Genomic DNA, 24081 nt, shown 5'->3' with positions numbered 1-24081 from the left:
TGGCAGGCAAACCCGAATCGTTTTGTGTGAATTCAAAAGCAAGATCCGGAGTGTCAGAATCTTCTTCGACGTCTAGAGTTCCACCATACAATCGTGATGAAAGGCTCGAACATGTCAAAGCAGACTGAAACGCACGCGCATGCAGTGTTGTCCGATACACGCTGGGCATCGGTCGTCACACGAGACCCTAAAGCGGACGGGCTGTTTTACTATTCGGTGAAAACAACCGGAGTCTATTGCCGTCCTTCTTGTGGGGCCCGCACGCCGCACCCCGAGAATGTCAGTTTCTTCCTGACGCCTACAGAAGCCGAGCGTGCGGGCTTCCGTCCCTGCAAACGCTGCAAACCGGACCAACCTCCACTCAGCGTGCAACATGCCAAATTGGTAGCAGACCTCTGCCGACAGATCGAGTCTGCCGAGGTACCTCCCAGCCTTGAAACCTTGGCCCAAACTGCCCAGATGAGCACCTATCATCTGCACCGGGTCTTCAAGGCAGTCACGGGGGTCACGCCCAGAGCCTATGCTGCTGCACATCGCGCCAAAAAGATTCGAGACGAATTGATACAACGTGGCAGCGTCACCGACGCGATCTACGAAGCCGGCTACAACTCCAATGGGCGCTTCTACGAGGAATCGAATCGATTGCTGGGTATGACACCTACAAGTTTCCGGACTGGTGGGCTCAAAGCCATCATTCGCTTTGCCATTGGCCAGTGTTCGCTGGGAGCCATCCTGGTTGCTGCCAGCGAACGCGGCGTTTGCGCCATCCTCATCGGGGACGATCCCGATATCCTGGCCCGCGACCTTCAGGACCGCTTTCCGAAAGCAGACCTCATCGGCGGCGATGCCGAATTCGAGCAACTGGTCGCCAAGGTCGTCGGCTTCGTGGAAATGCCGAAACGGGGCCTCGACTTGCCCCTGGATATCTGCGGGACTGCCTTTCAGCAACGCGTCTGGCAAGCCTTGCGTGAGATTCCTGCCGGATCGACCGTAAGCTATACGGAAATCGCTCAGCGCATCGGCTCGCCCAAGGCAGTGCGTGCGGTAGCCGGAGCCTGCGCGGCCAATGCATTGGCTGTCGCCATCCCCTGCCATCGGGTGGTGCGCAACAACGGCGATCTGTCCGGCTATCGGTGGGGCGTGGAACGCAAGCGGGCTCTGCTGGAGCGAGAGGCCAAGGGATGACCGGGCATCACCACTTCAACTTGAGCTTTCATCAGGCCAAGCGGTGAGCGTCACTGGCACCAACATCCGGTCTCGTTTTCCAGGATAGATCATGCTCAATAAATATTCTTTCACGCTGCCACTTCCCCCGGGATTCCGCCCCAATGACATCCTAGCCTTCCATCGGCGCGACCCACATGGAATCGCCGAGACGGTTGACGGACTCCTCCTGGTCAAAGGGATGCTCTGGCGTGAAGCACCGGCCAGCCTGTCGCTCCGTTTCTCCTCAAAGCAGGTGCAGGCGCATCTGGCAGTAGATAGACTGGCACAGGAGAACGACCAACTGGCTCTCGACAGGATGGTCAGGCGAATGCTCGGGCTGACTCAGGATATTGAAACCTTCGAGAAGCATTATGCCGACCATCCCCAGTTGGGCAAATTGATCAAGCAGCAACCGGGGTTACGCGTACCGGTTGCAGCAACCCCATTCGAAGCCCTGACCTGGGCGATCACCGGCCAGCAGATCAGCGTCAGCGCCGCCGTTTCGTTGCGACGCAAACTGATCCTGGCCGCGAACCTTCGCCACTCCGGCGGCTTGTTATGCTACCCCGGTGCACAGCAAATCGTGGAGATGCCAGAAGAAATACTGCGCCAAGCAGGATTTTCATCGACAAAAGCCAAAACCTTACAAACAATTTCCCGGCAAGTTCTTGATGGCAGGCTGCCGCTTGATGCCTGGGCACAGGCTTTTCCAGAGGCCGAAATCATACGCGAGCAATTGCTGGGCATACGCGGTATCGGCCCTTGGACGATTAACTACACCTTGCTGCGCGGCTTCGGCTGGCTGGATGGATCACTGCACGGTGACGCTGCGGTACGACGAGGGCTGCAAACGCTGCTGGGCACGCCAAACAAAGTTGGCGAAAAAGAGACCGAGGCCTGGCTGGCGCAATTTTCCCCTTGGCGCGCCTTGATCGGCGCCCACATCTGGGCGATGCAAGCGTCCACCGCTTACTGAATCGGCCAAGACAACCTGTGCTCTGCGCGGGAAATCAACAGTAAAAGAGGCCCTTGCCTTTCGGTAATAGTTTGCCACTGGCATTAACAGCGCGTGTTTTCCAGGAGGAAGAGCACGCACTGTTAATGCCAATTAACTCGTTACCCCATAGCAATAACGGGTGATGATCGCCTTGCCAGATGTACTCTTAATGAAAGAGATAAATTCATCCACTGCACTGGCGCTGGCGCCACTGGCAACCCCATCCTGCAATATTCTGTCGTGCGGTGCGGTGCGCTGCCGTTGGCAGAAGTCTGGGTATATTCATAGTAAGTACCCGTCAGAGGCATGACAATCTCACCAATGTGAACGGCGCCTGAACAACACTGGGATAGCTTGAGGTAGGCGTCTCGTTATCCGCAGAAAGTCTTGTTTGCCAAACACTCCATACAGCCATTAGGGCATAAAGCCAGAAAAACGGGAGCGGTTTTTGCAGCATTTTCGACATTTCTTCACGAAATGTGAACTTTTCACCCCCTGCCATGCATAGTCACCATAGATTCTGCAAAAAACTGTAAGTTTTGCTGCATGGTTCGCACTATAGTGATTTCAAAGTCCGTCGTTTAGACCAATTTGTCATTACCGCCAATGCATAGAATGCCTCACACGGTCAGACAATATTCAATCTGGCCGTGATCCTACGATCTGGCCGCAAGCGGCCTTCAACTCAAGGAGTCATCATGGCTTTCCCTACTGCAGTAAATGACCAAATCACCGATTCGGTTACCCAGGCCAATACCAAAGTATTGGGCGACGCACCCGCAGTTGCCATGGGCAACCTGTATCAGGCTACCGCCCAAGCACTGGCTAACGCGGCACACAACGCAACCAATGCACAGCAACAAAGCTACGTCACCTCACAGTCAGCCACCACCATGGGCGTGGCCACGTTGTATTCGCTGGACACGGCGTCAACCGGCGTTGCCACCAAGGAAATCCTTGGCACCGGTGTTGCAGGGCTGGGCCGATAATCAATCGCCCGTCGTTCTCTCTTGATTAAGGAGATTCTGTATGGCATTCCCTACCGCAGTAAATGACCAAATCACCGACTCCGTTACCCAGGCCAATACCAAAGTGCTGGGTGACGCACCGGCCATTGCCATGGGTAACCTGTATCAGGCGACCGCTCAGGCACTGGCCAATGCGGCGCATAACGCAACCAACGCGCAGCAGCAAAGCTATGTAACGGCCCAGGCAGCTACCACCATGGGTGTGTCGACCTTGTATTCGATTGATACAGCCAGCACGGGTGCAGCGACCAAGAGCATCTTGGGCTAACACGCGGATACGAGCGGGAGTATATAAATGGCATTCCCTACCGCAGTGAACGACCAAATCACGGATTCGGTCACGCAGTCGAATGTGCAGGTACTCGGTGCTTCGCCCAGCATAGCATTGGGAAACCTGTATCAAGCCACCGCCCAGGCACTAGCCAATGCGGCGCATAACGCCACGCAGGCACAGCAACAAATGTATGTGACTGCGCAGGCAGCGACCACCATGGGCGTGTCTTTGTTGTACTCACTGGACACGGGGTCTACCGCAGCGGCCACCAAGAAGATTCTTGGCTAAGCCTCCGCACCCCGAAGCATTCCCTTTTCACGTGGTAATTTTGAACAGGAGTTAACATCATGGCATTTCCTACCGCCGTCAACAGCCAAATCACTGATTCAATCAGCCAAGTCAACGCCAAAGTACTGGGCGACTCGCCTGCTGTGGCCATGGGCAATCTGTTTGTCGCCACCGGCCAAGCCCTATCCAACGCAGCTCACAACGCCACCAATAACCAGCAGCAATCCTATGTGACCATGCAAGCATCCACCACGCAAGGCATTGCCACTCTGCTGTCAGTGGAAACCGCATCCGCCGGAGTAGCCTCCAAAGAAATTCTGGGGCTAAAGTAAATCGGCACAGTAAAGCATGGGGCATTACAACCTTGCTCGCGCTAAATAAGCCTGTTTGTAATGCCTCCTTCGAATTCGGAATCCATTCCCTCGCTTGAGGCGGCCTCACTCAGCGACGAACTACAAATCGCACTGGCGCCCAGTGCTGCGATGGGAATGACAGATATTGCCATGGCCAACAGCCTGAGCCTGCATATGGGCAATGCGGTGGCCAATCAGCAACGCGGGCAAACAATCAGTGAGGCAGCATTAAGCCAAGTGCTGGTGTTGATTCTGACAAAAGGAGCTTCAGGTAAATGAGTAACGATCTTCCCGTGGTCAACGATCAAATCGTCGATGCCACCAGCTCTGTGGTCACCTTGAGTACAGGTCAGGCCCCGGCTCAGGCATTTGGCATGCTGGATGCGGTCTTACTGGAAACACTGGGGATTGCGATGTATAACGCGGTCAACCGCCAGCAAGGCTCCGGCATGCTCAGTGCCGCAGCAGTTACTTCTGCCTGCGCCAAGATGTTATCCGTGCCGTTTCCCACGCCACCAGCCCCCACGCCTACACCGCCTGCGCCCTCAAGCGTATCGCCCCTGCCCGGGCCGCCCCATGAGAGCTTGTCACCCACAGCAATCGTAGCCGCCGCCACGGCCGAAGCGCAAGTAGCCCTCAATGCCATGAAACAACAGGCTACTGATAGCACCAAAGCCGCCGCACAAGCGCAGCAGGATATGGAAAAGCTGGCTGCGTCGATCACTGCTGTTGCCAATGTCGAGGCCAGTGCGGCGGGCACCTCAACTGTCGGTACCACGCCTGCAGCAAATGTTTCGGGTACAGGACCAGCCGCCCCTACGTCATCCACACCTCCTGCAGCGCCAGCCAACCCCGAAGCGCCCGCAACCGACAGTGGTAGCAGCACCCATTAAGTACAGCGCAGACGAGCTATTCATGACGCGCAGATTATGTTTTATTTTTTATAAGGAATTGTCATGAGTTCAAGCCTAGTAAATGCCCAGGTGGTGGATGTAATCAATCAGGTGCAATTGGCCACGATGAGCCCGCAGGTCGTGCTCACCAGCGGTGCAGGCAAAGCCTACCAGTCTGTGGCTCAATCTACAGCCATTGCCGTGCAGGATGCGGCAGACGCCCTGCGCAACATCTCCACCATTGCCACCACCGCTGCGGGGGTCGCCATGGCGCAGTTGCTGGCCACGGGGGATGACAAATATGCCAAAGTGCTTGACAAAGCCCAGGGCATGATGCAAAGCGCCACCGATGATTTCAGCAAAATCGGGACCACAGCAGCAACCGTGCTGAAAGAATTCCCCGCAGGCTAATCGCTGTTATATTGGAGATCAACCATGTCACTGATTGTGGCTGGACGCAATATTCCCCAAGCCAGTGCCATTTCCGAATTGGGGCGGTTGTGCCTGAGTCTGGTCGACGGCGGGCTGCAATGGCTGGACTGGGCAATCCATAGCAACACAGTGCGCTATAATATGCCCGACGAAACTCAACTGGTTGCCAACGCCCAACAGGGCTTGCACGGCACACCATTGACATTGTTGCCTGTGACCGGCTTGAGTGCCAGCCCAGTCAAGCTGATGACGCTCGGGCTGGCCGATCTGCGTGTGCTGGCTGAGGCAGAAACCCAAGGCACCAGCGATGGCGTCGTGGATGCCCGCCTGAACCGCATCTTGGCGCAACACCAACTGGTACGGCAGCAGGATTTGCACGCGGTACAGGCGTGGCTCACTCAGCTCGGTGTGAGCAATGCGCCACACTTTGGCAGCATGAGCCTGCCTGAAGCATTATGCCTGTACCAACTTCTCCAACAACCTGCCACCGAAAACACAGACGAAAACCCTCAACTGAGTCAGGCTGCAGCACAATTTGGCATAGATCAGGCCAGAAGCCCGATGGAATTTGCAGACTACTACCAATTCTATCTAGCACTCGCAGCCGAGCAAAAGCAAGCCGAAGCCATCAACATTCTGCAAGCATTGCTGCCCAATTTATTTCAATGGCTTGACTGCCCGCAATTACAAGGCTTGCCTTCACCTATCGCCGTCATACAGGCTGTCAAAGACTGGAATAGCCGTTCCCGACAATTGGGCTTTGCGCGGATTTCGCTCGCAGCGCTCCGCATTGTGCAGCATACCGGCTTCAGCAACGCCCCTACCGACAACGCATCAGCCAGCATCTGGCGCTATGTACAAGCGGCGCAGAGCTTTCTGCTCTCCACCACGCAGGTATTGCCACACATGAATCAGGATGGGGCCAGTTGCCAGTTTATCCTCAATGGCGGCGCACAACAGGCCACCTTGCTGCTTGATGGCAATAGCATTGTCTCGTTGGATGACTACACGCCGAACGTCAACAGCAGCCAGTCCAACACTCCAGCCGAGACGTCCCCCTCATCCCCCCAAGCAGCCTAACTGAACGAGGTGATCATGGCTACCCAGAATCCTGGCAAGAAAAACACCAGCGGCACTGATCCGGTGCTGCCCCCTAATGCAAACTCCACCGAAGCAGAAGCCCCCGCTGTAGCCTCCCCGGCCGCGGCCCCTGCTCTTGACCCCGCAACCAGCATACAGAATGCCCAAACGGCATATGAGCAAGCCATTCAGGCAGCCATGCAATCCCAACAAGCAGCAGTGGAAGCTGCGCAACAGCAAATCGACAATGCCATGCAAGCCGTCCAGTCGGCTACCACAGGCAATCAACTCAATACCAATGTCAGCAATGCTGTTGCGCAAACCGAACAAGCCATTCAAAACACCCAGTCGGCCTACGCACAACAAATACAGGCGGCGTTACAAGCCCAGCAATCCGCAATGGACGCAGCCCAGCAACAAGCCGCCAATGCCATGCAGGCCGCCGATCAGGCCATCCATCAGGCACTCGCCAGCACACCCGCACCCAACAACACCAGCGCGCAATAAGAAAGGCCCACACCATGCCCTGGATGACTGATCTTTTCTATGACCCTGCCACAACAAGCGATCCGCGTGGCACCTTTCAAAATCGCCGCCTGTACCAGATGACTTTGCCGGGTACGCACGATGCAGGCTGCTACGTCAATTACCTGACTACCAATTATCTGGCCCGCACTCAATCTGAAAGTATATTTGATCAACTGGCGGGCGGCATCCGCTACTTTGACATCCGCCCGTGCATATGGCATGGTCAATTCTGGATCTATCACGGCCCTCAGTATCTCCGATACTATGGCGGAAGAATCGATGGTGCAGGCGGCATTATCGATCAGGTCGCACAGTATATCCAGACACTCGCCCCGTCAGACCGGGAACTGATCATTTTGAATATCTCCCATTTCGATCAGTTCCAGAACGCAGATCACATCAATCTGATTGCAGCAATTACGAATAGCTTAGGCAATCATCTGGTGCAACAAACCCAGGCTGCCATCAACCTGTTTGATACAAACTATCTGACACTACTCACTGATCCTGCGGGTGTAGCCAGCAGAGTCGCAATCATCTATGACGGCGCCCTGGACACAAATACTGAAGCGTATATTCTTGCCAACGTCAACGCACTCCCCGCCGGATTCTTTGTTTTGTCCCCAAAATATGCGCCTGCGGCCAATCAGATGCAGCTGTTTGACCAGTATGCCAACAAGTGGTTTGTACGCGACCATTTACGCCAAACCGGCATGCAAACGGATCAGCTCAATAAATTGAACAATCGTCACAATTTTAACTATACACAATTGGCATGGGGTGCAGGAGCCGGCCTATGGGCAGCCAATGCACCTGGGGGTGTTGCGGGAACCTTGCATTTATTGTCCTGGACGCTGACCCCGCAAACCCGTCTGGACAACCCTATTCACGCAGCCCGAAACGAATCCAATCCACAGTTACTGCCTTTTTTCACTACCCCGACACACTGGGGAGGACACGTCTACACCCCCAATACTGACCAGCGAATCAACATCATCTACGTAGATGATTACGCATCAAAATTACATATCAACCCCGCCTCACCGTGGCATGGCATGGCAATGCCTGTAGCCATCGCTGCGCGCATGAACGTGGGCCCGGTCGGGCCTGAAAACACATGGTGATGAGAATGCCTTTCGCCATCCCGAAAAAATCTCTAGTCGAGGTCAAACATGATTGAAGGCATCATTGATCTGGTCAAAATCATCGTCAACTACGACCAGAAAGCCGCCGCCCTGGCACTGAGCCGGGGCGGCTGGAAAGAATGGTTTCTGTGCGAACTGTGGTTACAGTTTCTCTATCAGAATTGTTCCGCAGAGCGCAATTTCGCCTACCCCGCAGCCCCTACGGTGTGCGATACAGTGGTCGCACGGAAAAACCCGAGCGACGGCCTTGTGTGGATTGAAGTACAGGCTTTTGACATTTTCATGGAAACACAGGAAAACCGCTTCATCGACATGGCCCAGCATGACATTGAAGCACTTCAGACCCTGAGGCCCCAATCAGACCTCGGTCTGATGATCATTCTGGTCCCCATCTCGATTGGCGCGCAGATTCATCAATTCCTCTCGAATCCCGGCTCAGGTTTCACCCGCACAGATATGCCCACGATGGCGATTTATACCTGTACATTTGACAAGAAAACTGAATCGCCTGCCAGCAATTCGCCGGGCAATTAAGCGAGCAGACACAACCGGGAGTCGCGCTTATGCCACTTACCATTGCCTCATGGAACATTGAAAAATCCGGGCAATCTTCACCTATTGAGAAACAAACCAAGGTGAATGATTTTATTGCCCAGCAATGCAATGCACCAACTGACGTACTTTTTTTGTGTGAAGTCCACTCGGCCAGAGTAGAAGATTATGTTGATTTCTTGAGATCAGTCCACGACACTCAATATTCGGTTGACTCCCTTGACGGGGGGAACAGTAACAACTACATCTGCTTGGTTAGAAGATCATCTGGGGTCCAGAATTTGTCATACGCCCAACTGAAAGGTCTGAATCGTAGTGGGCTCATTTTCAGTTGGTACAACATATGGGTGGTACTGGCACATTTCAAATCAGGACAAACGGGTCTGACAAAAGATCAACTGGAAAACGCTGCCAGTTTTCTTGATAGTGTATCTTCCGGACGCTGGGGCATTCTGGGCGACATGAATTGGGATTACTCAAAATTTGGGGAGCTGGATTTACCTGCGGGTGCACACGCCGCCACCATGTGGGCCGATCAATCCCAGGCCAAGGGCGGAATTCTGGATTGGTGTCTGGCAGGCAGCAAGACCGGGCTGGGGACAAGTAACGGTTATACCTATTTCGGGCAGTTCAACCCACTCATCGACATGGCGGGGCCAGACCATCGTCCAATCATATTCAGATTATGGGAATGCTAGTATTTATTAGCCATAGTTTCTCATTTTTGCTTTCCCATGGAGATCATCATGCTGGACAACATCATTGATCTGTCCCATTTTAACGCAAGCCCGGATTTTTCTACCCTCAAAAGTAATGGGGTAGTCGGTGTAATCCACAAGGCAACACAAGGCGGGCAATGGACTGACCCTACCTACGCCGCGCGCAAAACCGCAGCCCTCAACGCAGGGCTGTATTGGGGCGCTTATCATTTCGGAGATGGCAGAGATGTGGCAACACAGGTCAAGCACTTTCTGAGTGTTGCGGCAGGCACAACACTACTGGTACTCGATGTAGAAGAAAACACCAGTGGCCCCAGCATGACACTGACACAAGCAGAGCAGTTCGTTACACAAGTACAAGCCGCTACCGGGCACTGGCCGGGGCTTTATTGCGGGAGCTATCTGAAGCAGATACTGACAAATGTTCACTCCACCGTACTTATCAATTGCTGGCTGTGGTATGCCGACTATGAAAAAACACCCGCCCCCGCCTTTCCGCCTATTTGGCCAATATGGACAATGTGGCAGTATACAGATGCGGGATGCCCGTGCAATAACGCTTTCGCATGCGATCGAGATCGTTTCAATGGCAGCATGCCTAGCTTGATGAAGCTGTTCGGGGCAAGCTGAACCCGGTCTCGCCAAGGCACCTTAAAATAGGGGGTGAATGAAAAACAGGCTTCTCACCCCCCCGTTTTTTCATGCAACGCAGAGGTATTCAAACCGCCTTATTGGGGATTCAGTAACTACCTTCTCTATAGGATCGAGGGCTTTTACCGGTCAGTTCCCGAAAGCAGCGTTCAAAATGACTTAAGTCTGAAAACCCGACTGCCATCGAAATGTCCGTCACTTTCATGTCCTGCACGGTGCGCAGCAATTGCATGGCCCGCTCGATACGCACCTTGCGGAGAATGGATTTAAAGTTTTCCGACAGGTTAGATTTGAACAGTGCACTCAGGTGCGAGGGGCTCAGGTGCGCAGCCTCAGCCAGATCAGCCAGACTCACTGGCTGGGCGTAATTGAGCGACAGATAGCTTATGGCACGCCGAAGCCCGTTGGGTAGGCTGCGCATGGCCTCCTCGTTTTGCGCAAGGATGCAATCGATCCAAAATCCCGCATCCTGCTGCTGGCGTGTATGCGCACGCGCAGCGCAGGCAGGCGTTTTCACGATCTCTACGACACTTGCCTGTTCCGGCGCAATCCATGGCGAGCATTGATGTAAATTCGCATAGCTGACCGGGCGACCTTTCGTCATCACTGACAAGCGCATCATCAGGCGGTAAAGTTCTACCTGATTTTCAGGCCAGTCATAACGTGCAAGTGCGGCGAAAATGCTTTCATGATCGCTTTCAACGAAAGTTACGCCATGACAGGCGCACGCATGGCGAATAATCCAATGCATATCCTCTCGTCGGGATTTCAGGCTGGGAACTTCCAGCTGCAAAATACTCAACTCTGCCAGCAACCATTTAGGGAGAGTGCCCTGCTCTTCCATCTGGGCGGCAGACAAGGGGCAAAATGTGATGATCTTGCAGTTAGAGATTTCCGCAGCCTGACTTGCATAATTCTCCCATAACCCCAGATACGAAACATGATGATGAGTCAGTTGCAATTGCATAGCCACCGACAATTCATGTATTCCATTTAGAAAAAGTGTTCCGCCCTGAGCCTGCTGAAACCAATTTTCCACACTACTGGCTGGCTTTGAGCAGCGGATTTCAATAAACGGCGCATCGGGTTCGCATCGCCCATAATGCAACGCCAAGGCAACCGTAGTGGGATCGGTGCCAAATCCACCACTGATCAGTGTGGGCAGCGGACTATTGGCACAAAGCTGCAATTCCGTCTCAAAACGTTCCAGCACGGGGCCGGCCCCCACGAGCAAAGTGGAGCGCGCAGCGTGTCCTTTTGCCCAGGCGCTAAATCGGTAACGTTGAACAATCTGGGCCAAGCGATCTGTATATTTGTTAAGAAACTCCCCTGCACCAGAATCTGTGACCAATGGCTGATCCCATTCAACTTGCAACACACCAATACACACACTGACATACTGTAAGGGAAAGGTCTGCACATAATCAAGCCCTCTTCCGCGTGGGCTGTCTGTCCTATCTGCCACAGCAGGTACTTTGAAAACGTATTCTCCAAAAGGCTCGACCTGTAACTTCAGGCAGGCATTTGGCAAAAAATTTGCAATGCAATTCAAAATGGCATAGGCAAAATCGTTAAATGAGACGTAGGCGCAATAGGATTCTTCTATGAATCGATGAGCATCCAGGGGAAAATTGGGAGATAAAGAAAAACTCTCATCCTCAAATCCTCGTTTTTCGTCACTCTTTTCTGAAACCTTACGCCGCCTCTGCATATTCATAATGCAAAACTCCATACAAAGTTAAATGGGATTTGCATTATGTGTTGAACACTCTGTTAATCTTTATCAAGAAATACTTGGTTAGCCGTGTGCAAAAACCACTTTCTTGTCAGGAGTATGTGGATTTATGCGAATCTCCCAAACATCGCTCATCTTTCCGAGGTTTCTCTATAGGTTCAACACAGAGTGTTGCGCGCCTTGCCCCTGCCCTTAAGGGAATAAAGTTTCTTATTTTCTTGACACGTAAAAAACCACCTCCTATGCCTGTGGTCATCGCCGGACCTAGTTTTGCCTGTTAGCGCGGCCGTGCATGCAGGTTACTTTCCGGAAAAACATAATTCATCTCTGTTCTTCCTTTTTGGAATCCTCGGAGTTTTGCTAAGCGCATGGCCAACTACGATCAACCAGCACTTTCAATGCAAAAATACTGATTGATTTCCATATTAATGCCCTGCTGCCGTCGCATCCACTTTACGGGTGGGCTTCGGTGCTAGCCAAATTGCTGTTGCCGCAACAACAAATGCAAGCCCAACAATTGTTAATATGTCATTGGTTGCCAACATGATACTTTGACTATTCAATAACTGATTAATGGATTGTTTAACCGCATCTGAACTCATTCCCATATTACTCAGTATAGAGCTTAAGCGACCATCACTATCAGTCAAACCTACCAATTCCGCATGATTGACTGTTGCGCTATTTTCCCATGCGGTATTGACCATGGAGGTTGCAATTGCTCCCGAGAGCGTCCGCAAAAAATTCATCAGCCCCGCAGCAGAAGCCATTTCTGATTCGTTCACACTCGCCATTGCCAAGCCGCTGAGTGGCACAAAGAAGAAAGGCAAACCCAACCCCATCGCCATTTGTGCCATAGCAATCTGCCAATATCCCATATCGGTTGTTGCGACAGTACGCCACAAAGTCACAATACCCAGCCAAACAACGCCAAAAAATATCAGCTTACGGGAATCAACTTTGGCGATAAGCCCGGTAGCAAAAGGAGCCGCTATCAGCGCAAAGACACCACTCCAGGCTGTGGTTTCACCGGCAGTCAAAGCGGTATAACCCATATTATTTTGCAGCCATAGAGGGATAAGGACATTGACGCCGAAAAACGCGGCAAAGGCCAGACTGATTGTAAGTACGCATGCAGAGAATCCGCGATGCCGGAATACTTTCAAGTCTACAATCGGATGAATTTCGTGTAACTCCCAAATCAGAAATGCCACAAAACCAATCAGCGCAACAATTGCCAGGGCCACAATATGGGAAGATGCGAACCAGTCCAGATCTTTCCCCTCATCAATCATGATCTGCAAGGCGCCCACCCATAGTACCAGCAGCGCCAAACCAACCTTATCGATAGAATTACGAATCAAGGGCAATTCATAGCGAGCCAAGAGCTTCCATGCAAAAAACGAACACATTAATGCGATAGGCACATTGATGTAAAAGATCCATGACCAGTTGTATTCATCACACAAATAGCCTCCCAAAATCGGCCCCAACACCGGTGCAACCAATGTTGTCATAGACCAGATACCAATTGCCATGGTAGCTTTTTTGGGTGGGAATATTCTGAGAAGAAGTGTCTGCGACAAAGGCATCAATGGCCCACCCGCCAATCCCTGGAAAATTCTCGCTGTGACCAGCATTCCCAAAGAACTGGCTAGACCACATATGGCTGAAAATATGCCAAAAAGAGCCATGGCCATCACAAATACCCGTACTGCGCCAAAGCGTGCTGCAAGCCATCCAGTCAGCGGCACGGTGATGGCTTCGGCCACCGAATACGAGGTAATCACCCACGTTCCCTGACTGTTTGTCGCCCCCAACGCACCGGCAATGGTCGGCACCGATACGTTGGCAATAGTCATGTCCAGCACCGCAACAAAATTGGCTGCGGCTAGTACGATTGCAGCCAGCCAAAGCATGCCTCCTGTGAGCGGAGACGCTACATCCAAAGCATCCGTTTTCATGAATGGCTCCTATTTTGCCAATCCATTGCGTGTGTCGATATTCACAGCCATGGATAAGCCGACTTTCAAAGGATGCGTAGCAAGCTCTGCCGCGTTGAGTTTGATACGCACCGGGAGCCGTTGCACAACCTTAATCCAGTTGCCAGTGGCATTTTGAGCCGGGATAGCGGCAAACGCCGAGCCAGAGCCCGCTGAGAATCCTTCCACAACGCCGTGGTAAGTCACCGAATCTCCATACAGATCGGCAGTCAGCGTGGCTTGTTGCCCGACCCTGACCTTTTCCAACTGAACTTCTTTGAAGTTGGCATCCACATGCATGGTTTGCACAGGCACCACAGACAATAAAGGCGTACCGGATTTGATGCGCTGACCGATTTGTACCTGGCGCTTAGCCACGACTCCATCTATCGGAGAGCGTATGACAGTACGTTGCAGATCTACCGTAGCCTGGTCTCTCTTGGCGCGTGCCAACGCCACTTCCGGATTGGTCTCTTCCGTGGCATTGTTTATCAGCACGGCATTGGCCTGACGTGATCCTTCTGAAGCCTGACGATTGGCATAGGCTTGCGTAACACTTGCCCGTGCTGAAATCAACGCTGCTTCTGCGGAAGCATAGGCATTACGTGCTTTGCTAATGTCTTCGCCCGAAACGGAGCCTGTATCTGCCAGCGCCTCCCGACGATGCAAATCGATTGCAGCCCGGTCAAGATCGCTTTGGGCAGATTTGAGCTGCGCAGTTGCACGTAATGTGTCGGCTTCACGTGCGTCAATTTGCGCTTTCAAATTGCCATCATTCGCCACATAACCACGCACCCGGCGCACGGCTCGCCCCAACTCCGCTTCAGCTTGGGCAAGCACCAATTTCGCATCAGTCGGGTCGATTACCACCAAAACATCGCCCTTGTGCACTATTTCTGTGTCATTAACCCGCACTTCAGCTATGGTGCCATCTACAGAAGGTGTCACTTCGGCGGTTTCTACTGCCGTATAAGCATTGTCAGTCGATACATAATTAGAGGCATGGATATACCAATAGGCACCGGCTCCCACCGCCCCCACAACCACCACGCCACCCAAGTAAGCGAGAAGCCTGTTACGACGATTACGAAGTGCGGGTTCGCTGGAATTTTGATTAGGGGTCGAATTTTCAGTCATGATATTTCCTCGTTTTCTTAACTGTTGTTGGCTTCGTATCCACCGCCGAGTGCCCGTTTCAGATCCACATCCAATGTGAAGGCCCGGGCCTGCAGATCAGTGAGTGAGCGCAGGTTGGTCAATAAGGTGTCTTGAGCAGAAAGAACTTCCAGATACGTGGAAAGTCCGCCCCGGTAACGACGCATGAGTATTTTATAGGCATCGCGCGCGGCATCTACCGCTTGGTTGGCTGTCTGCAGACGCGGCTCAAGCATCTTTTTGCTCAGATAAGCATTAGCAACTTCTTGTAAAGCCTGCGTGAGCGTTTGGTTATAGGTCGCCACAGCCTCTTCATAACCCGCTTCAGAGCTGCGCAATTCACCTCTCAGGCGCCCGCCGTTAAAGATGGGGAGAGAAATGGCGGGGCCAATGCTGCCAACTAGGGAACCACTTTTGGTGAGCATATCCAGCCCTAAAGACTGGAAACCGATAAAGCCTGTCAGATTGACATTGGGATAAAACTCGGCCTTCTTCTGCTTGATGCGCTGCGCCTGTGCCTCTGCCACCAACCGTGCCGACACGACATCAGGGCGGCGCCCAAGCAGATCTGCAGTCAAATTCGTGGGGAGTGCGGGGGGCGCATCATAATTAATCTGCGGACGTGTGATGCTACGGCCTCTGTCCGGCCCTGCTCCCAGCAACGCGGCCAATCGATTGCATTGCAGGCTGATCTGCTCATCCAGCTGCAACAGATCGCCTTGCGCACTGGCTGCACGCGCTTCAGCTTGTTTCACGCTCCCTCTGGTTTCAAGGCCATTATCAAAGCGTTCAGCGAACAATTTGGCGCTCGTGTTACGCACGTCGAAAGCGGCTTCAGCAGTGTCCCGTTCTGCATACAGGCGTGCCAATTCAGCATAGCCAGCGGCAATGCTGCTCACCAAAGTCAGGCGTGCCTGCGCCATATCTGCCTGGCGTGCATCCAGCTCTGAAGTCGCAGCGGCTAAAGCTGCCCGGTTCTTACCGAAGAAATCAATCTCCCAACTGAAATCCAATGTCGCCCGGCCATAGTCCTGCCAACCTTCGGGCGTCATTGCCTTGGGGGTCAGATAGTTTTCGCTTTGCTTCTGCTCAGTGGGGGAGGCATTGGCGGATACCTCGGGGCGTAGCGCTGCACTGGCAATATCCGAGCTTGCCTGTGCTTTGTGCAGACGCGCAATGGCCAACGCCATATCGGGTGAATCACGCAGGGCTTCTTCAATCAACGCATTGAGCTGTTCATCTCCGTAGTCTTTCCACCATTGCCCTTTTGGCCACTCTATTGCCGCGACCTCTTTGAATGACTCGTCACTCTTCAATTTTTCAGCGCTGAGAGGCGTGATGGTCGACTCGGAGGAAGGCGGCAGCTGCGCGCAGCCTGCAAATACCAGCGCAAAAAGCACCGTGAGGGAAATCCGGCGAAAACTACCTGCTCTGCTGGGAGGCGGAGTAATCATGGGTATCAACCTTTATTAAATATACTATACCGTCTAGTATAGTTTTAAAAAAGCGCGAGTCAAGCTAAAATAGACTCATCAGTTCAACTACTAGAAATTTTTATGAGACATAGAAGCGAAGAAAAGCGCGAGGCCATTCTGGAAGCGGCAGCGCAGGTATTCGGAGAGGTGGGGTTTGAACGTGCGTCAATGACCGAAATCAGCGCACGGGCAGGCGGGGCACGGGCAACTATTTACAGTTACTTTGAATCAAAAGAAGAGCTGTTCTTCGACGCCATGCTGAAAACAACAGCGGCCGAGTTTGAAGCAACCCACCAAGCCTTGGAATCTGGAACTGAAAATGTCGAGGAGGCGCTAAAGCGTTTTGGTCACCATTTTCTTAGCGTGCTGTATTCCCCTGAAGTCCAGGCCATACGACGCGTGGTGATTGCAGAAGCCGGACGCTCCAATCTCGGTCAATTGTGTTTTGAGCGGGGTGTACAGAAGAGTGATGCACGGGTTGCGGAATTTCTCGACCGTGCAATTCTTGCAGGAAAAATCAAACCGACGAATACAAAAATAGCCACCAAGCACTTATGTGCCTTGTTGGAAGCAGAGTTTACGGATTATTTTCACTTTCAAATCGCAGCAATCATTAACGATCAAACAATCAATGCGGCAGTGGCAAGGGCTGTTGAGGTTTTTATGGCTGCGTATCAGGTGAGCGAGTAAGCCCCCGACAAAGCCGGGGGCTTTAATCAGAATGCAGTGGCTGGAGGTGGTGTGAATGCTTTGTTTGACGCCAACCGGCGCGAACCGAATCAGAAGAATCGAATCGACGAAGCGACTGAGCGTGTGGTGATCGCCTATGCCACCGAGCAAGCGGCCCACGAGCAAGTCTCAGGAGAGGGAGAGGAGGTATGAAAAGAACGGCAACCTGAATTGATCCGACAATCTAGCCCCGTCAGAAGCGGAGACCGTCAGGCCAAGTCGAAACTTCTACACTTTAAACCTGCATGTTCATGATGTCCTGGTAGGCAGAGACCAGCTTGTTGCGAACCTGAACCATTTGTTGGAACGACAGATTCGCTTTTTGCAGGTTGACCATGACATCTTGCAGATTGACGTCTGAGTTGCCGGAGGAAAAATCTTGCGACATCTGTTGGGCGGATTCCTGAGCCTGGCTAACTTCCTGCAGGGCGTTTGCCAGGGCAGAGGAGAAGTCCGCCCCGCCTGCGGCACTTGCAGTCGTGCTCTTGCTGCCTGCGGCATCCGCCGTGGCACGCAATTGACCGAGCATCTGTTCTATACCGCGAGTGTCCATTCCTGGCTCCATCTATACATCCGAATACAAGCAGGTTTTATGCCCAAATCACGGCTTTGGTGAAAATTTGGGCGCTATAAACCTGTAACGGATGACTCCTCCAGTTACTTTAGCAGAGAGTGCCAGACAAGGCCAATCCATTGGCCCAGAGGGTGATCTGCCTACTCGATCCAGCCTTCATCCCTGTATTGCTGCAACTTGTAGCGTAGCGTCCGTTCTGAAATGCCCAATTTTTCAACCGCTTTCTTGCGCGAGCCCCCCACGGCCTTGAGTACATCAAGGATGTGTTGCTTTTCCAGATCCTTCATATTGGTTGGCAACACTTCGGGGGTGCTTTGCCCTGCCTTGGCAGGCTCGATTGCCATCGACTCAGCGACGACAGGTGCCGCGTCGTGATGAGGACTGACCACAATGTCGGCCTGATCCCAGCCGGGCAGGCATAGTTTCACATCCGCGCCAAGAATGGTGTCGCCCACCGCCAGGATCAACGCACGTTGCACAGTATTTTCCAGCTCGCGCACATTACCCGGCCAACGCCATACGGCAAGGATTGCCGCCGCTTCGTTTGAAATTCTTGCCGTCTTGCCTATGCGCTCGCCGTGGCGGACGATAAAGTGATGCGCCAAGGGCAGGATGTCTGCTGGCCGATCACGCAGGCTGGGAATCCCTAAGGGGAACACGTTCAGGCGGTAGTACAGGTCTTCACGGAAACGCCCTGCCTGCACTTCCCGCAGCATGTCACGGTTACTGGTTGAAAGCACTCGGATATCGAGGGGCACCGGCTTTTTCCCCCCCACGCGTTCCACTTCGCGCTCCTGCAGTACCCGCAGAAGCTTGGCTTGCAGGCCCATGGGCATTTCAGAGATTTCATCGAGCAGGATCGTGCCGCCCTGCGCCTGCTCAAATTTCCCGGCTTGAGAGGTCTGGGCACCTGTAAAACTGCCCTTTTCGTAGCCAAACAGCGTGGCTTCGAGCAGATTTTCGGGAATCGCTGCACAGTTGATCGCCACGAAGGGGCCATTTTTGCGGCGCGAATGCTGGTGGATATATTGGGCAAACACTTCCTTGCCGGTGCCCGACTCCCCTGTCAACAACACCGTGGCATCGGTTTCTGCGACCCTGGCCGCCATGGCCAATACATTACGGGTACGCGAGTCTTCTGCCACCATGTCTTCTTGCGACGGGAGCACGCTGGCATAGCGGCGCACGCTCTCCAGTAGCACTTCTGACTCAAACGGTTTCATCAGGAAATCGCAGGCGCCGCCGCGCATCGCCGCCACCGCCTTGTCGACATCCCCAAAAGCCGTCATCAGCAACACCGGCAGATTGGCTTGCGAGGTACGGATGCGCGAGAGCAACTCCAACCCATCCATGGGGTCCATGCGCAGATCGGTGATCACCAGATTGAAACGCCCTTTTTCTAGCAAGGTCAGGGCTTCCGGGCCACTGGCCGCCAATTCGACGCGATGCCCCGCTGCCTCCAGAATCATACAGATGGCATCTCTCAGACTGGCATCGTCATCTACCACCAGAATGCTGAGTAACTCGATCATGGCCTATGCTCCCACTTCGTTTTTTTGTTCATTGAATACTCGCTGCGCCTCAGGCAGCCTCGGCGGTACGCACACCAACCAGAGGCAGTTTGAGCAAAAACTCACTTCCCTCGCCCAGCACCGATTGCAAGGCGATTTCCCCCCCGTGCGCACGCGCCACACCACGCGCGATCGCCAAGCCCAGGCCAGTACCATCAGCACGGGTAGTGAAGAAGGGTTCAAAGAGGCGTTCTTGCAATTCCTTCGGAATTCCGCGCCCATTGTCTTTCACCATGAAAACCACTTCGTCTCCACTCTGGGTTGCCAGCAACCTTACCGTGCCGCCCTCGCCCACCGCCTGAAGCGCGTTTTCCAGCAGATTGGTCAGTGCCCCACTGATTTCCTTACGATTGCCAAACAGGCTGCACAAACCCGCCTGACAGTCCGACTCAAACAACACGCCCCGGCGTTGGGCAACCGGCTCAATGGTATGGCTCAACTCCCGCACCAGCTCACACACGCCAAAACTCTCGCGCCCCAGGGCTTCGCCACGGGCAAAGATGAGCATATCCTGAATCAGTTTTTCCAGATGACGCAGGCGTTCCAGCGCACGGTCGGCCGCTTTGGCCCGATCCTGTGGCATCAACTGGGTGTTGGCCAGATGCCCCGTGTAGAGCAAGGCTGCCGCCAGTGGAGTGCGTAGCTGATGAGCCAGTCCGGCCACCATTTCCCCCATCGAGGCCAAGCGTTCATTGCGTGCCTTTTCCATCCGCATCCGCCAAGCCTCGGTCACATCGTGCAACAAGACGATGCGCCCACCCCCGGTTTCCACGGCTGTTTCCGAGATGGAAACCCGCAACACGCCCTCTGCACGGGCCAAGGCAAATTCGCCGGGGGTTTCGGTCGGCTCAAGAACCTGGGCGACTGTGCGCCACTCCCGCCCCGTCACATCCCCCAGCATGCTGCCAGCGGCAGTGTTGATCTGCTCAACCCGCCCCAAACCATCCAGCACAACAACCCCGGCAGGCAAGGCTGCAAGCAGCAGGCTCAAGCGTTCGGTCAAGGTGCTGACCTGACTTTGCAAGCCGTTGTAAGCCTGGGTGAGTTCATCCGATGCACGCGCAAAGGCTTCAAAAGCCTGGGCGAGACTTGCTGCATCCATCGGCGGCGCTTGGTTCATGGCAATCCTCGGCAAAAGCCAACCTGAATCGGGATGCTTGCCAATATAGCGGCAAACAACAGGCGGCAAGCACCGGATTAACCGGCAAAAACTGCCGCTTATTCTCTACTTTAGCTTGCAGAAACCCGCGCACAATGCTGACATGAGAAATGGGGGAGCTAATGCTTCATCCCCCCAAGGAGTCCGACCATGGCAGAAGAAGCAGTTGCAGCACCGAACCCCTCTCCCATCCAGGTGATAGTGGAGAATTTCAATCGCCTCACGCCCAAGCAAAAAATGGCGGGTGCGGTTGTATTGGCCATGGCAATCGCCCTAGTGGTAGGGGTATGGCTGTGGAGTCAGCAGCCACAGTATTCGGTGCTGTTTTCCAATATCGACGAGAAAGATGGCGGTGCCATTGTCACCGCCCTGCAACAAGGCAACATCCCGTACAAGGTTGAAAGTGGTGGGGGCACCATCCTGGTACCGGCCAACCGGGCCAATGAATTGCGCCTGACACTCGCATCCCAAGGGCTTCCCAAGGGCGGCATGGTGGGTTTCGAGTTGCTAGACGCCAGCAAGCTGGGGCTCTCTCAATTTCACGAGCAGATCAATTACCAGCGCGCCCTGGAAGGCGAACTGGCCCGTACCATCCTGTCCATTTCCTCCGTTGCAGGCGCACGGGTCCATCTGGCAATCCCCAAGCAGACCGCCTTTCTGCGCAATGAGCAAAAACCCACCGCATCAGTTGTCGTCAACCTTCGCCCAGGGCGCAAGCTGGATCAAGCACAGATTGCCGGGATCGTGCATCTGGTTTCCTCCAGTGTGCCGGAACTGGCTGCCAACCAAGTCAGCCTGATTGACCAGAACGGCAATCTCCTTGCCCGCCAACGCTCACAAGATGGCCCCGCGCTGGATGATACCCAGCTTGAATACATCCGCAATGTGGAAGATAGCTATATCCAACGCATCCAGACCATTCTTGAACCCGTCGTAGGCATCGGCAACTTCCGCGCCCAGGTCGCCGCCGATATTGACTTTGACGCCACCGAGCAGACTTCGGAAACCTATAAGCCCAATCCACCGCCCAATACAGCCATCCGCAGCCAGCAACTCAGCGACAATCAAACCAACCAACCCGGCCCGCAAGGTGTGCCGGGGGCACTGTCCAATCAGCCGCCCGTACCGGCAACAGCGCCCGTCACCACACCTGCCGTGCCGGGCACCACACAATCCGCTACCACGACAGCTACGCCACTGAATTCTGCCCGGAACTCAACCACCAATTACGAACTCGACAAGACCATCCAGCACGTCAAACGCTCACTGGGGCAGGTCAAGCGCCTCTCGGTTGCACTCGTGGTCAACAACCGTGCAGAGAAAGACGCAAAAGGCCAGTTGAAGCCGGTTCCGCTCACCGACGCAGAACTCAAAAAGATCAATGATCTGGTGCGTGAAGCAGTTGGTTATGATGAGAAGCGGGGGGACACGCTCAACGTCACCAACACAGCTTTCACTGAAGGCGTGAAGGAAGAAGTCCCGCCGCTGCCCTTCCTCAAGGACCCGGACAATCTGGCGATGCTCAAGGAAATCGCCCGTTGGCTAGCTGTGATCGCTGCGGTGGCCTTCCTGATCTTTGGTGTCATCAAGCCGCTGCTGCGTGCAGTAGCGCCGTCCAAAACGGCAGAAGAAGCGGCCAAGGCAGAAGAGGAAGCCGCAGAATTGGCTTCTGCCACCATGGAAGAACGCCTGGAAAGGATGGAAGAAGAGGAAATGTCACCAGAGTTGCTCGAACTCGAACTTGCGAAGATGAGCTACGAGAAGAAACTCGCTCGCGCTCGAGAGGTGGCGGCAAAAGATCCAAGGATGGTGGCACAACTGATCAAAGAATGGATTGGAGGCAGCGGTGGCCCAGAAGGACGTTAACGAAGGACTGGAAAAGAGCGCCCTGCTCCTACTTACATTGGGCGCGAATGAATCCGCTGAGGTGCTCAAGCATCTGTCGCCGCGCGAGGTCCAAAAGCTGGGAACGGCGATGGCGCGCATGACACCACAGCCGCGCGACCGCGTCGAGAAAATGCTTGAAGAATTGCAGATGCATGCTGCTCGTGGCTCACACATCGAGCCGGATGAAGAGTCCATCCGCATCATGCTGACCAAGGCTTTGGGGGACGAGCGCGCAGCCAACCTGATCTCCCGCGTGCTGCAGGGCTCCGACACTGCAGGGATAGAGTCGCTCAAGTGGCTGGATGCGGCTACGGCCGCCGATCTCATCAAGAACGAGCACCCGCAGATCATCGCCACCATTCTCGTGCACCTTGAGTTTGACCACGCGGGTGAAATCCTGCGCCATTTCACTGAGCGCCAACGCAACGACGTTCTGTTACGTATTGCCACGCTGGACGGTGTGCAGCCCACCGCATTGAAGGAATTGAATGAGGCGCTGACACGGGTGTTGTCTGGCTCGGCCCAAACCAAGAAGACCGCCATGGGCGGCACGCGCCACGCGGCGGAAATCCTCAACTTTGTCGGTTCGGCAGCCGAAACAGCCATTCTGGACAACGTGCGCGAATACGACCCCGATCTGGCCCAACGCATCCTCGATGAAATGTTCGTCTTCGAGAACCTGCTGGATGTTGATGACCGGGGCATCCAGGTCATTTTGCGCGAGGTGCAAAGCGACCAACTGGTCATTGCGTTGAAAGGTGCCGCCCCGGAAATGCGCGAGAAAGTCTTCAAGAACATGTCATCCCGTGCGGCGGAAATGCTCAAGGAAGATTTGGAATCGAAAGGCCCTGTGCGCCTGTCGGAAGTAGAGGCTTCGCAGAAGGAAATCCTCAAGATTGCCCGTCGCCTATCGGAAGAAGGGCAGATCATGCTCGGCGGCAAGGGCGGCGAAGATGCATTCGTTTAGGCGTAACCGATCATGAATCAGGTCATCTCCCGCAACCAAGCCTCCAACGCCTATCAGCGCCTGGAATTCGACCAGTTCGATGCTGCACCGCCTCCGCCTACTGAGGCCGAACAGCCCACTGGCGCGGAAGCTGTCGAGCCGGAAGGGCCGCTGGAAATCGCCCCAGGCGTGCAGCTACCCACCTTGGAAGACCTCGAACGCTTCCAGGAAGATGCCCGCCGCGAAGGCTATGCCGCCGGATATGAAGAAGGCAGCGCCCGGGGCCGCATTGAAGCAGCCGAATTGCATCAGATGGTAGAAGAGCTGGACAAGGCCATGAGCAACTTCGACCAGCAGGTGGCTGAAGAAATCCAGGCGCTGGCTATCGAGATCGCTCGCCAAGTGGTGCGCGACACCCTGCAAACCCAGCCGGAGGCTGTATTAGCGGTCGTGCGCGAAGCACTGCTTCAACTGCCCCAGCAATCGGCCAGCATTCACGTCAATCCGGCCGACGCAGACATGCTCCGCCGTTATCTGGGCGAACATTACGACAACATCCATCATCGGATTGCCGAAGACAGTAGCGTTGCCCCAGGAGGATGTCTGATCGAATCAGCAGGTGCCATGATTGACGCCCAGATTCACACCCGCTGGCGGCGTGTGGTGGAAAACCTCGCCAAACCCGCCGCAAAATACCTGGATGAATAGGCCAAAGGGAGACA

The 24081-nt window shown here is 54.1% G+C and carries 27 protein-coding genes; 20 read left to right on the top strand and 7 right to left on the bottom strand.

Features of this window, described 5'->3' with window-relative positions; translation table 11 throughout:
* Positions 1-111 precede the first annotated feature (111 nt).
* The 15 genes from ada to B145_RS0108515 all read left to right on the top strand — a co-directional run bounded on the left by ada (position 112) and on the right by B145_RS0108515 (position 10125).
* The gene (gene ada / locus B145_RS0108585) at positions 112-1185 is read left to right on the top strand and encodes a bifunctional DNA-binding transcriptional regulator/O6-methylguanine-DNA methyltransferase Ada (RefSeq protein ID WP_018606675.1); all 1074 of its coding nucleotides are present in this window, start codon (positions 112-114) and stop codon (positions 1183-1185) included.
* Between the two features lie 91 nt (positions 1186-1276).
* A complete protein-coding gene (locus tag B145_RS0108580) occupies positions 1277-2182 on the top strand; it encodes a DNA-3-methyladenine glycosylase family protein (RefSeq protein ID WP_018606674.1) in 906 nt (301 codons plus the stop codon).
* A 719-nt stretch (positions 2183-2901) separates the two neighbouring features.
* Positions 2902-3192 (top strand): RebB family R body protein, encoded by a 291-nt coding sequence (locus B145_RS0108575; protein ID WP_018606672.1) that lies wholly within the window; start codon positions 2902-2904, stop codon positions 3190-3192.
* 40 nt (positions 3193-3232) lie between these two features.
* Positions 3233-3499 carry a RebB family R body protein gene (locus B145_RS0108570; protein WP_018606671.1) on the top strand — a complete coding sequence of 89 codons (267 nt, stop codon included), beginning with the start codon at positions 3233-3235 and terminating at the stop codon, positions 3497-3499.
* Between the two features lie 27 nt (positions 3500-3526).
* The gene (locus B145_RS0108565; protein WP_018606669.1) at positions 3527-3793 is read left to right on the top strand and encodes a RebB family R body protein; all 267 of its coding nucleotides are present in this window, start codon (positions 3527-3529) and stop codon (positions 3791-3793) included.
* A gap of 59 nt (positions 3794-3852) precedes the next feature.
* Positions 3853-4125 carry a RebB family R body protein gene (locus B145_RS0108560; RefSeq protein WP_018606667.1) on the top strand — a complete coding sequence of 91 codons (273 nt, stop codon included), beginning with the start codon at positions 3853-3855 and terminating at the stop codon, positions 4123-4125.
* Positions 4126-4185: 60 nt separating this feature from the next.
* Positions 4186-4425: a RebB family R body protein gene (locus B145_RS0108555; protein ID WP_018606665.1), complete on the top strand. Its 240-nt coding sequence runs from the start codon at positions 4186-4188 to the stop codon at positions 4423-4425.
* Positions 4422-5039 (top strand): RebB family R body protein, encoded by a 618-nt coding sequence (locus B145_RS0108550; RefSeq protein ID WP_018606663.1) that lies wholly within the window; start codon positions 4422-4424, stop codon positions 5037-5039. Before B145_RS0108555 ends, B145_RS0108550 begins: the two co-directional genes overlap by 4 nt.
* Before the next feature lie 63 nt (positions 5040-5102).
* Positions 5103-5450, top strand: a complete 348-nt coding sequence (locus tag B145_RS0108545) for a hypothetical protein (RefSeq protein ID WP_018606662.1) — start codon at positions 5103-5105, stop codon at positions 5448-5450.
* A gap of 24 nt (positions 5451-5474) precedes the next feature.
* Entirely contained in the window at positions 5475-6551 is a 1077-nt protein-coding gene (locus tag B145_RS0108540; RefSeq protein ID WP_018606661.1) for a hypothetical protein, read from the top strand.
* Positions 6552-6566: 15 nt separating this feature from the next.
* Positions 6567-7058 (top strand): hypothetical protein, encoded by a 492-nt coding sequence (locus tag B145_RS24950; protein WP_018606660.1) that lies wholly within the window; start codon positions 6567-6569, stop codon positions 7056-7058.
* A gap of 14 nt (positions 7059-7072) precedes the next feature.
* Entirely contained in the window at positions 7073-8203 is a 1131-nt protein-coding gene (locus B145_RS0108530; RefSeq protein WP_018606659.1) for a PI-PLC domain-containing protein, read from the top strand.
* A 48-nt stretch (positions 8204-8251) separates the two neighbouring features.
* Complete coding sequence (locus B145_RS0108525; protein ID WP_018606658.1) at positions 8252-8758, top strand: hypothetical protein; 507 nt, start codon at positions 8252-8254, stop codon at positions 8756-8758.
* Between the two features lie 29 nt (positions 8759-8787).
* A complete protein-coding gene (locus B145_RS0108520) occupies positions 8788-9474 on the top strand; it encodes an exonuclease/endonuclease/phosphatase family protein (protein WP_018606657.1) in 687 nt (228 codons plus the stop codon).
* Between the two features lie 48 nt (positions 9475-9522).
* The gene (locus tag B145_RS0108515) at positions 9523-10125 is read left to right on the top strand and encodes a glycoside hydrolase family 25 protein (protein WP_026258965.1); all 603 of its coding nucleotides are present in this window, start codon (positions 9523-9525) and stop codon (positions 10123-10125) included.
* 109 nt (positions 10126-10234) lie between these two features.
* Here B145_RS0108515 and B145_RS0108510 read toward each other — a convergent pair whose 3' ends face one another.
* From B145_RS0108510 to B145_RS0108495, 4 genes are all read right to left on the bottom strand, one after another.
* Entirely contained in the window at positions 10235-11863 is a 1629-nt protein-coding gene (locus B145_RS0108510; protein ID WP_018606655.1) for a helix-turn-helix domain-containing protein, read from the bottom strand.
* Positions 11864-12306: 443 nt separating this feature from the next.
* The gene (locus B145_RS0108505; protein ID WP_018606654.1) at positions 12307-13845 is read right to left on the bottom strand and encodes a DHA2 family efflux MFS transporter permease subunit; all 1539 of its coding nucleotides are present in this window, start codon (positions 13843-13845) and stop codon (positions 12307-12309) included.
* A gap of 9 nt (positions 13846-13854) precedes the next feature.
* A complete protein-coding gene (locus tag B145_RS0108500; protein ID WP_018606653.1) occupies positions 13855-15000 on the bottom strand; it encodes an HlyD/EmrA/EmrK family protein in 1146 nt (381 codons plus the stop codon).
* A 17-nt stretch (positions 15001-15017) separates the two neighbouring features.
* Positions 15018-16472, bottom strand: a complete 1455-nt coding sequence (locus B145_RS0108495) for an efflux transporter outer membrane subunit (RefSeq protein WP_033406678.1) — start codon at positions 16470-16472, stop codon at positions 15018-15020.
* A 102-nt stretch (positions 16473-16574) separates the two neighbouring features.
* Here B145_RS0108495 and B145_RS0108490 point away from each other — a divergent pair, with 102 nt between their 5' ends.
* Positions 16575-17183 (top strand): TetR/AcrR family transcriptional regulator, encoded by a 609-nt coding sequence (locus tag B145_RS0108490; RefSeq protein WP_018606650.1) that lies wholly within the window; start codon positions 16575-16577, stop codon positions 17181-17183.
* A gap of 51 nt (positions 17184-17234) precedes the next feature.
* The gene (locus B145_RS29620) at positions 17235-17375 is read left to right on the top strand and encodes a hypothetical protein (protein WP_018606646.1); all 141 of its coding nucleotides are present in this window, start codon (positions 17235-17237) and stop codon (positions 17373-17375) included.
* 82 nt (positions 17376-17457) lie between these two features.
* On the opposite strand, the gene fliE is transcribed toward B145_RS29620, so the two are convergent.
* The 3 genes from fliE to B145_RS0108470 all read right to left on the bottom strand — a co-directional run bounded on the left by fliE (position 17458) and on the right by B145_RS0108470 (position 20487).
* A complete protein-coding gene (gene fliE, locus B145_RS0108480) occupies positions 17458-17775 on the bottom strand; it encodes a flagellar hook-basal body complex protein FliE (protein ID WP_026258963.1) in 318 nt (105 codons plus the stop codon).
* Positions 17776-17936: 161 nt separating this feature from the next.
* A complete protein-coding gene (locus B145_RS0108475) occupies positions 17937-19328 on the bottom strand; it encodes a sigma-54-dependent transcriptional regulator (protein ID WP_018606642.1) in 1392 nt (463 codons plus the stop codon).
* A 49-nt stretch (positions 19329-19377) separates the two neighbouring features.
* Positions 19378-20487, bottom strand: a complete 1110-nt coding sequence (locus B145_RS0108470) for a sensor histidine kinase (RefSeq protein ID WP_018606640.1) — start codon at positions 20485-20487, stop codon at positions 19378-19380.
* Positions 20488-20676: 189 nt separating this feature from the next.
* On the opposite strand from B145_RS0108470, the gene fliF reads away from it, so the two are divergent.
* Genes fliF through B145_RS0108455 form a run of 3 tightly spaced genes read left to right on the top strand, consistent with a single transcriptional unit; the run spans position 20677 to position 24067 of the window.
* Complete coding sequence (fliF, locus tag B145_RS0108465) at positions 20677-22392, top strand: flagellar basal-body MS-ring/collar protein FliF (RefSeq protein ID WP_018606638.1); 1716 nt, start codon at positions 20677-20679, stop codon at positions 22390-22392.
* Positions 22373-23380, top strand: coding sequence for a flagellar motor switch protein FliG (gene fliG, locus B145_RS0108460; protein ID WP_018606636.1), 1008 nt, complete (start codon positions 22373-22375; stop codon positions 23378-23380). Before fliF ends, fliG begins: the two co-directional genes overlap by 20 nt.
* 12 nt (positions 23381-23392) lie before the next feature.
* Entirely contained in the window at positions 23393-24067 is a 675-nt protein-coding gene (locus tag B145_RS0108455) for a flagellar assembly protein FliH (protein ID WP_018606634.1), read from the top strand.
* The last annotated feature ends 14 nt before the right edge of the window (positions 24068-24081 follow it).

The sequence above is a fragment of the Uliginosibacterium gangwonense DSM 18521 genome (genome assembly GCF_000373965.1).
Lineage (GTDB): Bacteria > Pseudomonadota > Gammaproteobacteria > Burkholderiales > Rhodocyclaceae > Uliginosibacterium > Uliginosibacterium gangwonense.
Note: the sequence above shows the minus strand (reverse complement) of the source record. Positions and strands in the feature narration are given on the sequence as shown.

Excerpts from the sequence above, each read along its gene's own strand:
- B145_RS0108520 (WP_018606657.1), top strand. The coding sequence starts at position 8,788 with ATGCCACTTACCATTGCCTCATGGAACATTGAAAAATCCGGGCAATCT.
- B145_RS24950 (WP_018606660.1), top strand. The coding sequence starts at position 6,567 with ATGGCTACCCAGAATCCTGGCAAGAAAAACACCAGCGGCACTGATCCG.
- B145_RS0108550 (WP_018606663.1), top strand. The coding sequence starts at position 4,422 with ATGAGTAACGATCTTCCCGTGGTCAACGATCAAATCGTCGATGCCACC.
- fliE (WP_026258963.1), bottom strand. The coding sequence starts at position 17,775 with ATGGACACTCGCGGTATAGAACAGATGCTCGGTCAATTGCGTGCCACG.
- B145_RS0108475 (WP_018606642.1), bottom strand. The coding sequence starts at position 19,328 with ATGATCGAGTTACTCAGCATTCTGGTGGTAGATGACGATGCCAGTCTG.
- B145_RS0108530 (WP_018606659.1), top strand. The coding sequence starts at position 7,073 with ATGCCCTGGATGACTGATCTTTTCTATGACCCTGCCACAACAAGCGAT.
- B145_RS0108580 (WP_018606674.1), top strand. The coding sequence starts at position 1,277 with ATGCTCAATAAATATTCTTTCACGCTGCCACTTCCCCCGGGATTCCGC.
- ada (WP_018606675.1), top strand. The coding sequence starts at position 112 with ATGTCAAAGCAGACTGAAACGCACGCGCATGCAGTGTTGTCCGATACA.
- B145_RS0108560 (WP_018606667.1), top strand. The coding sequence starts at position 3,853 with ATGGCATTTCCTACCGCCGTCAACAGCCAAATCACTGATTCAATCAGC.
- B145_RS0108540 (WP_018606661.1), top strand. The coding sequence starts at position 5,475 with ATGTCACTGATTGTGGCTGGACGCAATATTCCCCAAGCCAGTGCCATT.
- B145_RS0108570 (WP_018606671.1), top strand. The coding sequence starts at position 3,233 with ATGGCATTCCCTACCGCAGTAAATGACCAAATCACCGACTCCGTTACC.
- B145_RS0108545 (WP_018606662.1), top strand. The coding sequence starts at position 5,103 with ATGAGTTCAAGCCTAGTAAATGCCCAGGTGGTGGATGTAATCAATCAG.
- B145_RS0108510 (WP_018606655.1), bottom strand. The coding sequence starts at position 11,863 with ATGAATATGCAGAGGCGGCGTAAGGTTTCAGAAAAGAGTGACGAAAAA.
- fliF (WP_018606638.1), top strand. The coding sequence starts at position 20,677 with ATGGCAGAAGAAGCAGTTGCAGCACCGAACCCCTCTCCCATCCAGGTG.
- B145_RS0108470 (WP_018606640.1), bottom strand. The coding sequence starts at position 20,487 with ATGAACCAAGCGCCGCCGATGGATGCAGCAAGTCTCGCCCAGGCTTTT.
- B145_RS0108565 (WP_018606669.1), top strand. The coding sequence starts at position 3,527 with ATGGCATTCCCTACCGCAGTGAACGACCAAATCACGGATTCGGTCACG.
- B145_RS0108490 (WP_018606650.1), top strand. The coding sequence starts at position 16,575 with ATGAGACATAGAAGCGAAGAAAAGCGCGAGGCCATTCTGGAAGCGGCA.
- B145_RS0108525 (WP_018606658.1), top strand. The coding sequence starts at position 8,252 with ATGATTGAAGGCATCATTGATCTGGTCAAAATCATCGTCAACTACGAC.
- B145_RS0108575 (WP_018606672.1), top strand. The coding sequence starts at position 2,902 with ATGGCTTTCCCTACTGCAGTAAATGACCAAATCACCGATTCGGTTACC.
- B145_RS0108505 (WP_018606654.1), bottom strand. The coding sequence starts at position 13,845 with ATGAAAACGGATGCTTTGGATGTAGCGTCTCCGCTCACAGGAGGCATG.
- B145_RS0108495 (WP_033406678.1), bottom strand. The coding sequence starts at position 16,472 with ATGATTACTCCGCCTCCCAGCAGAGCAGGTAGTTTTCGCCGGATTTCC.
- B145_RS0108500 (WP_018606653.1), bottom strand. The coding sequence starts at position 15,000 with ATGACTGAAAATTCGACCCCTAATCAAAATTCCAGCGAACCCGCACTT.
- B145_RS0108555 (WP_018606665.1), top strand. The coding sequence starts at position 4,186 with ATGCCTCCTTCGAATTCGGAATCCATTCCCTCGCTTGAGGCGGCCTCA.
- B145_RS0108515 (WP_026258965.1), top strand. The coding sequence starts at position 9,523 with ATGCTGGACAACATCATTGATCTGTCCCATTTTAACGCAAGCCCGGAT.
- B145_RS0108455 (WP_018606634.1), top strand. The coding sequence starts at position 23,393 with ATGAATCAGGTCATCTCCCGCAACCAAGCCTCCAACGCCTATCAGCGC.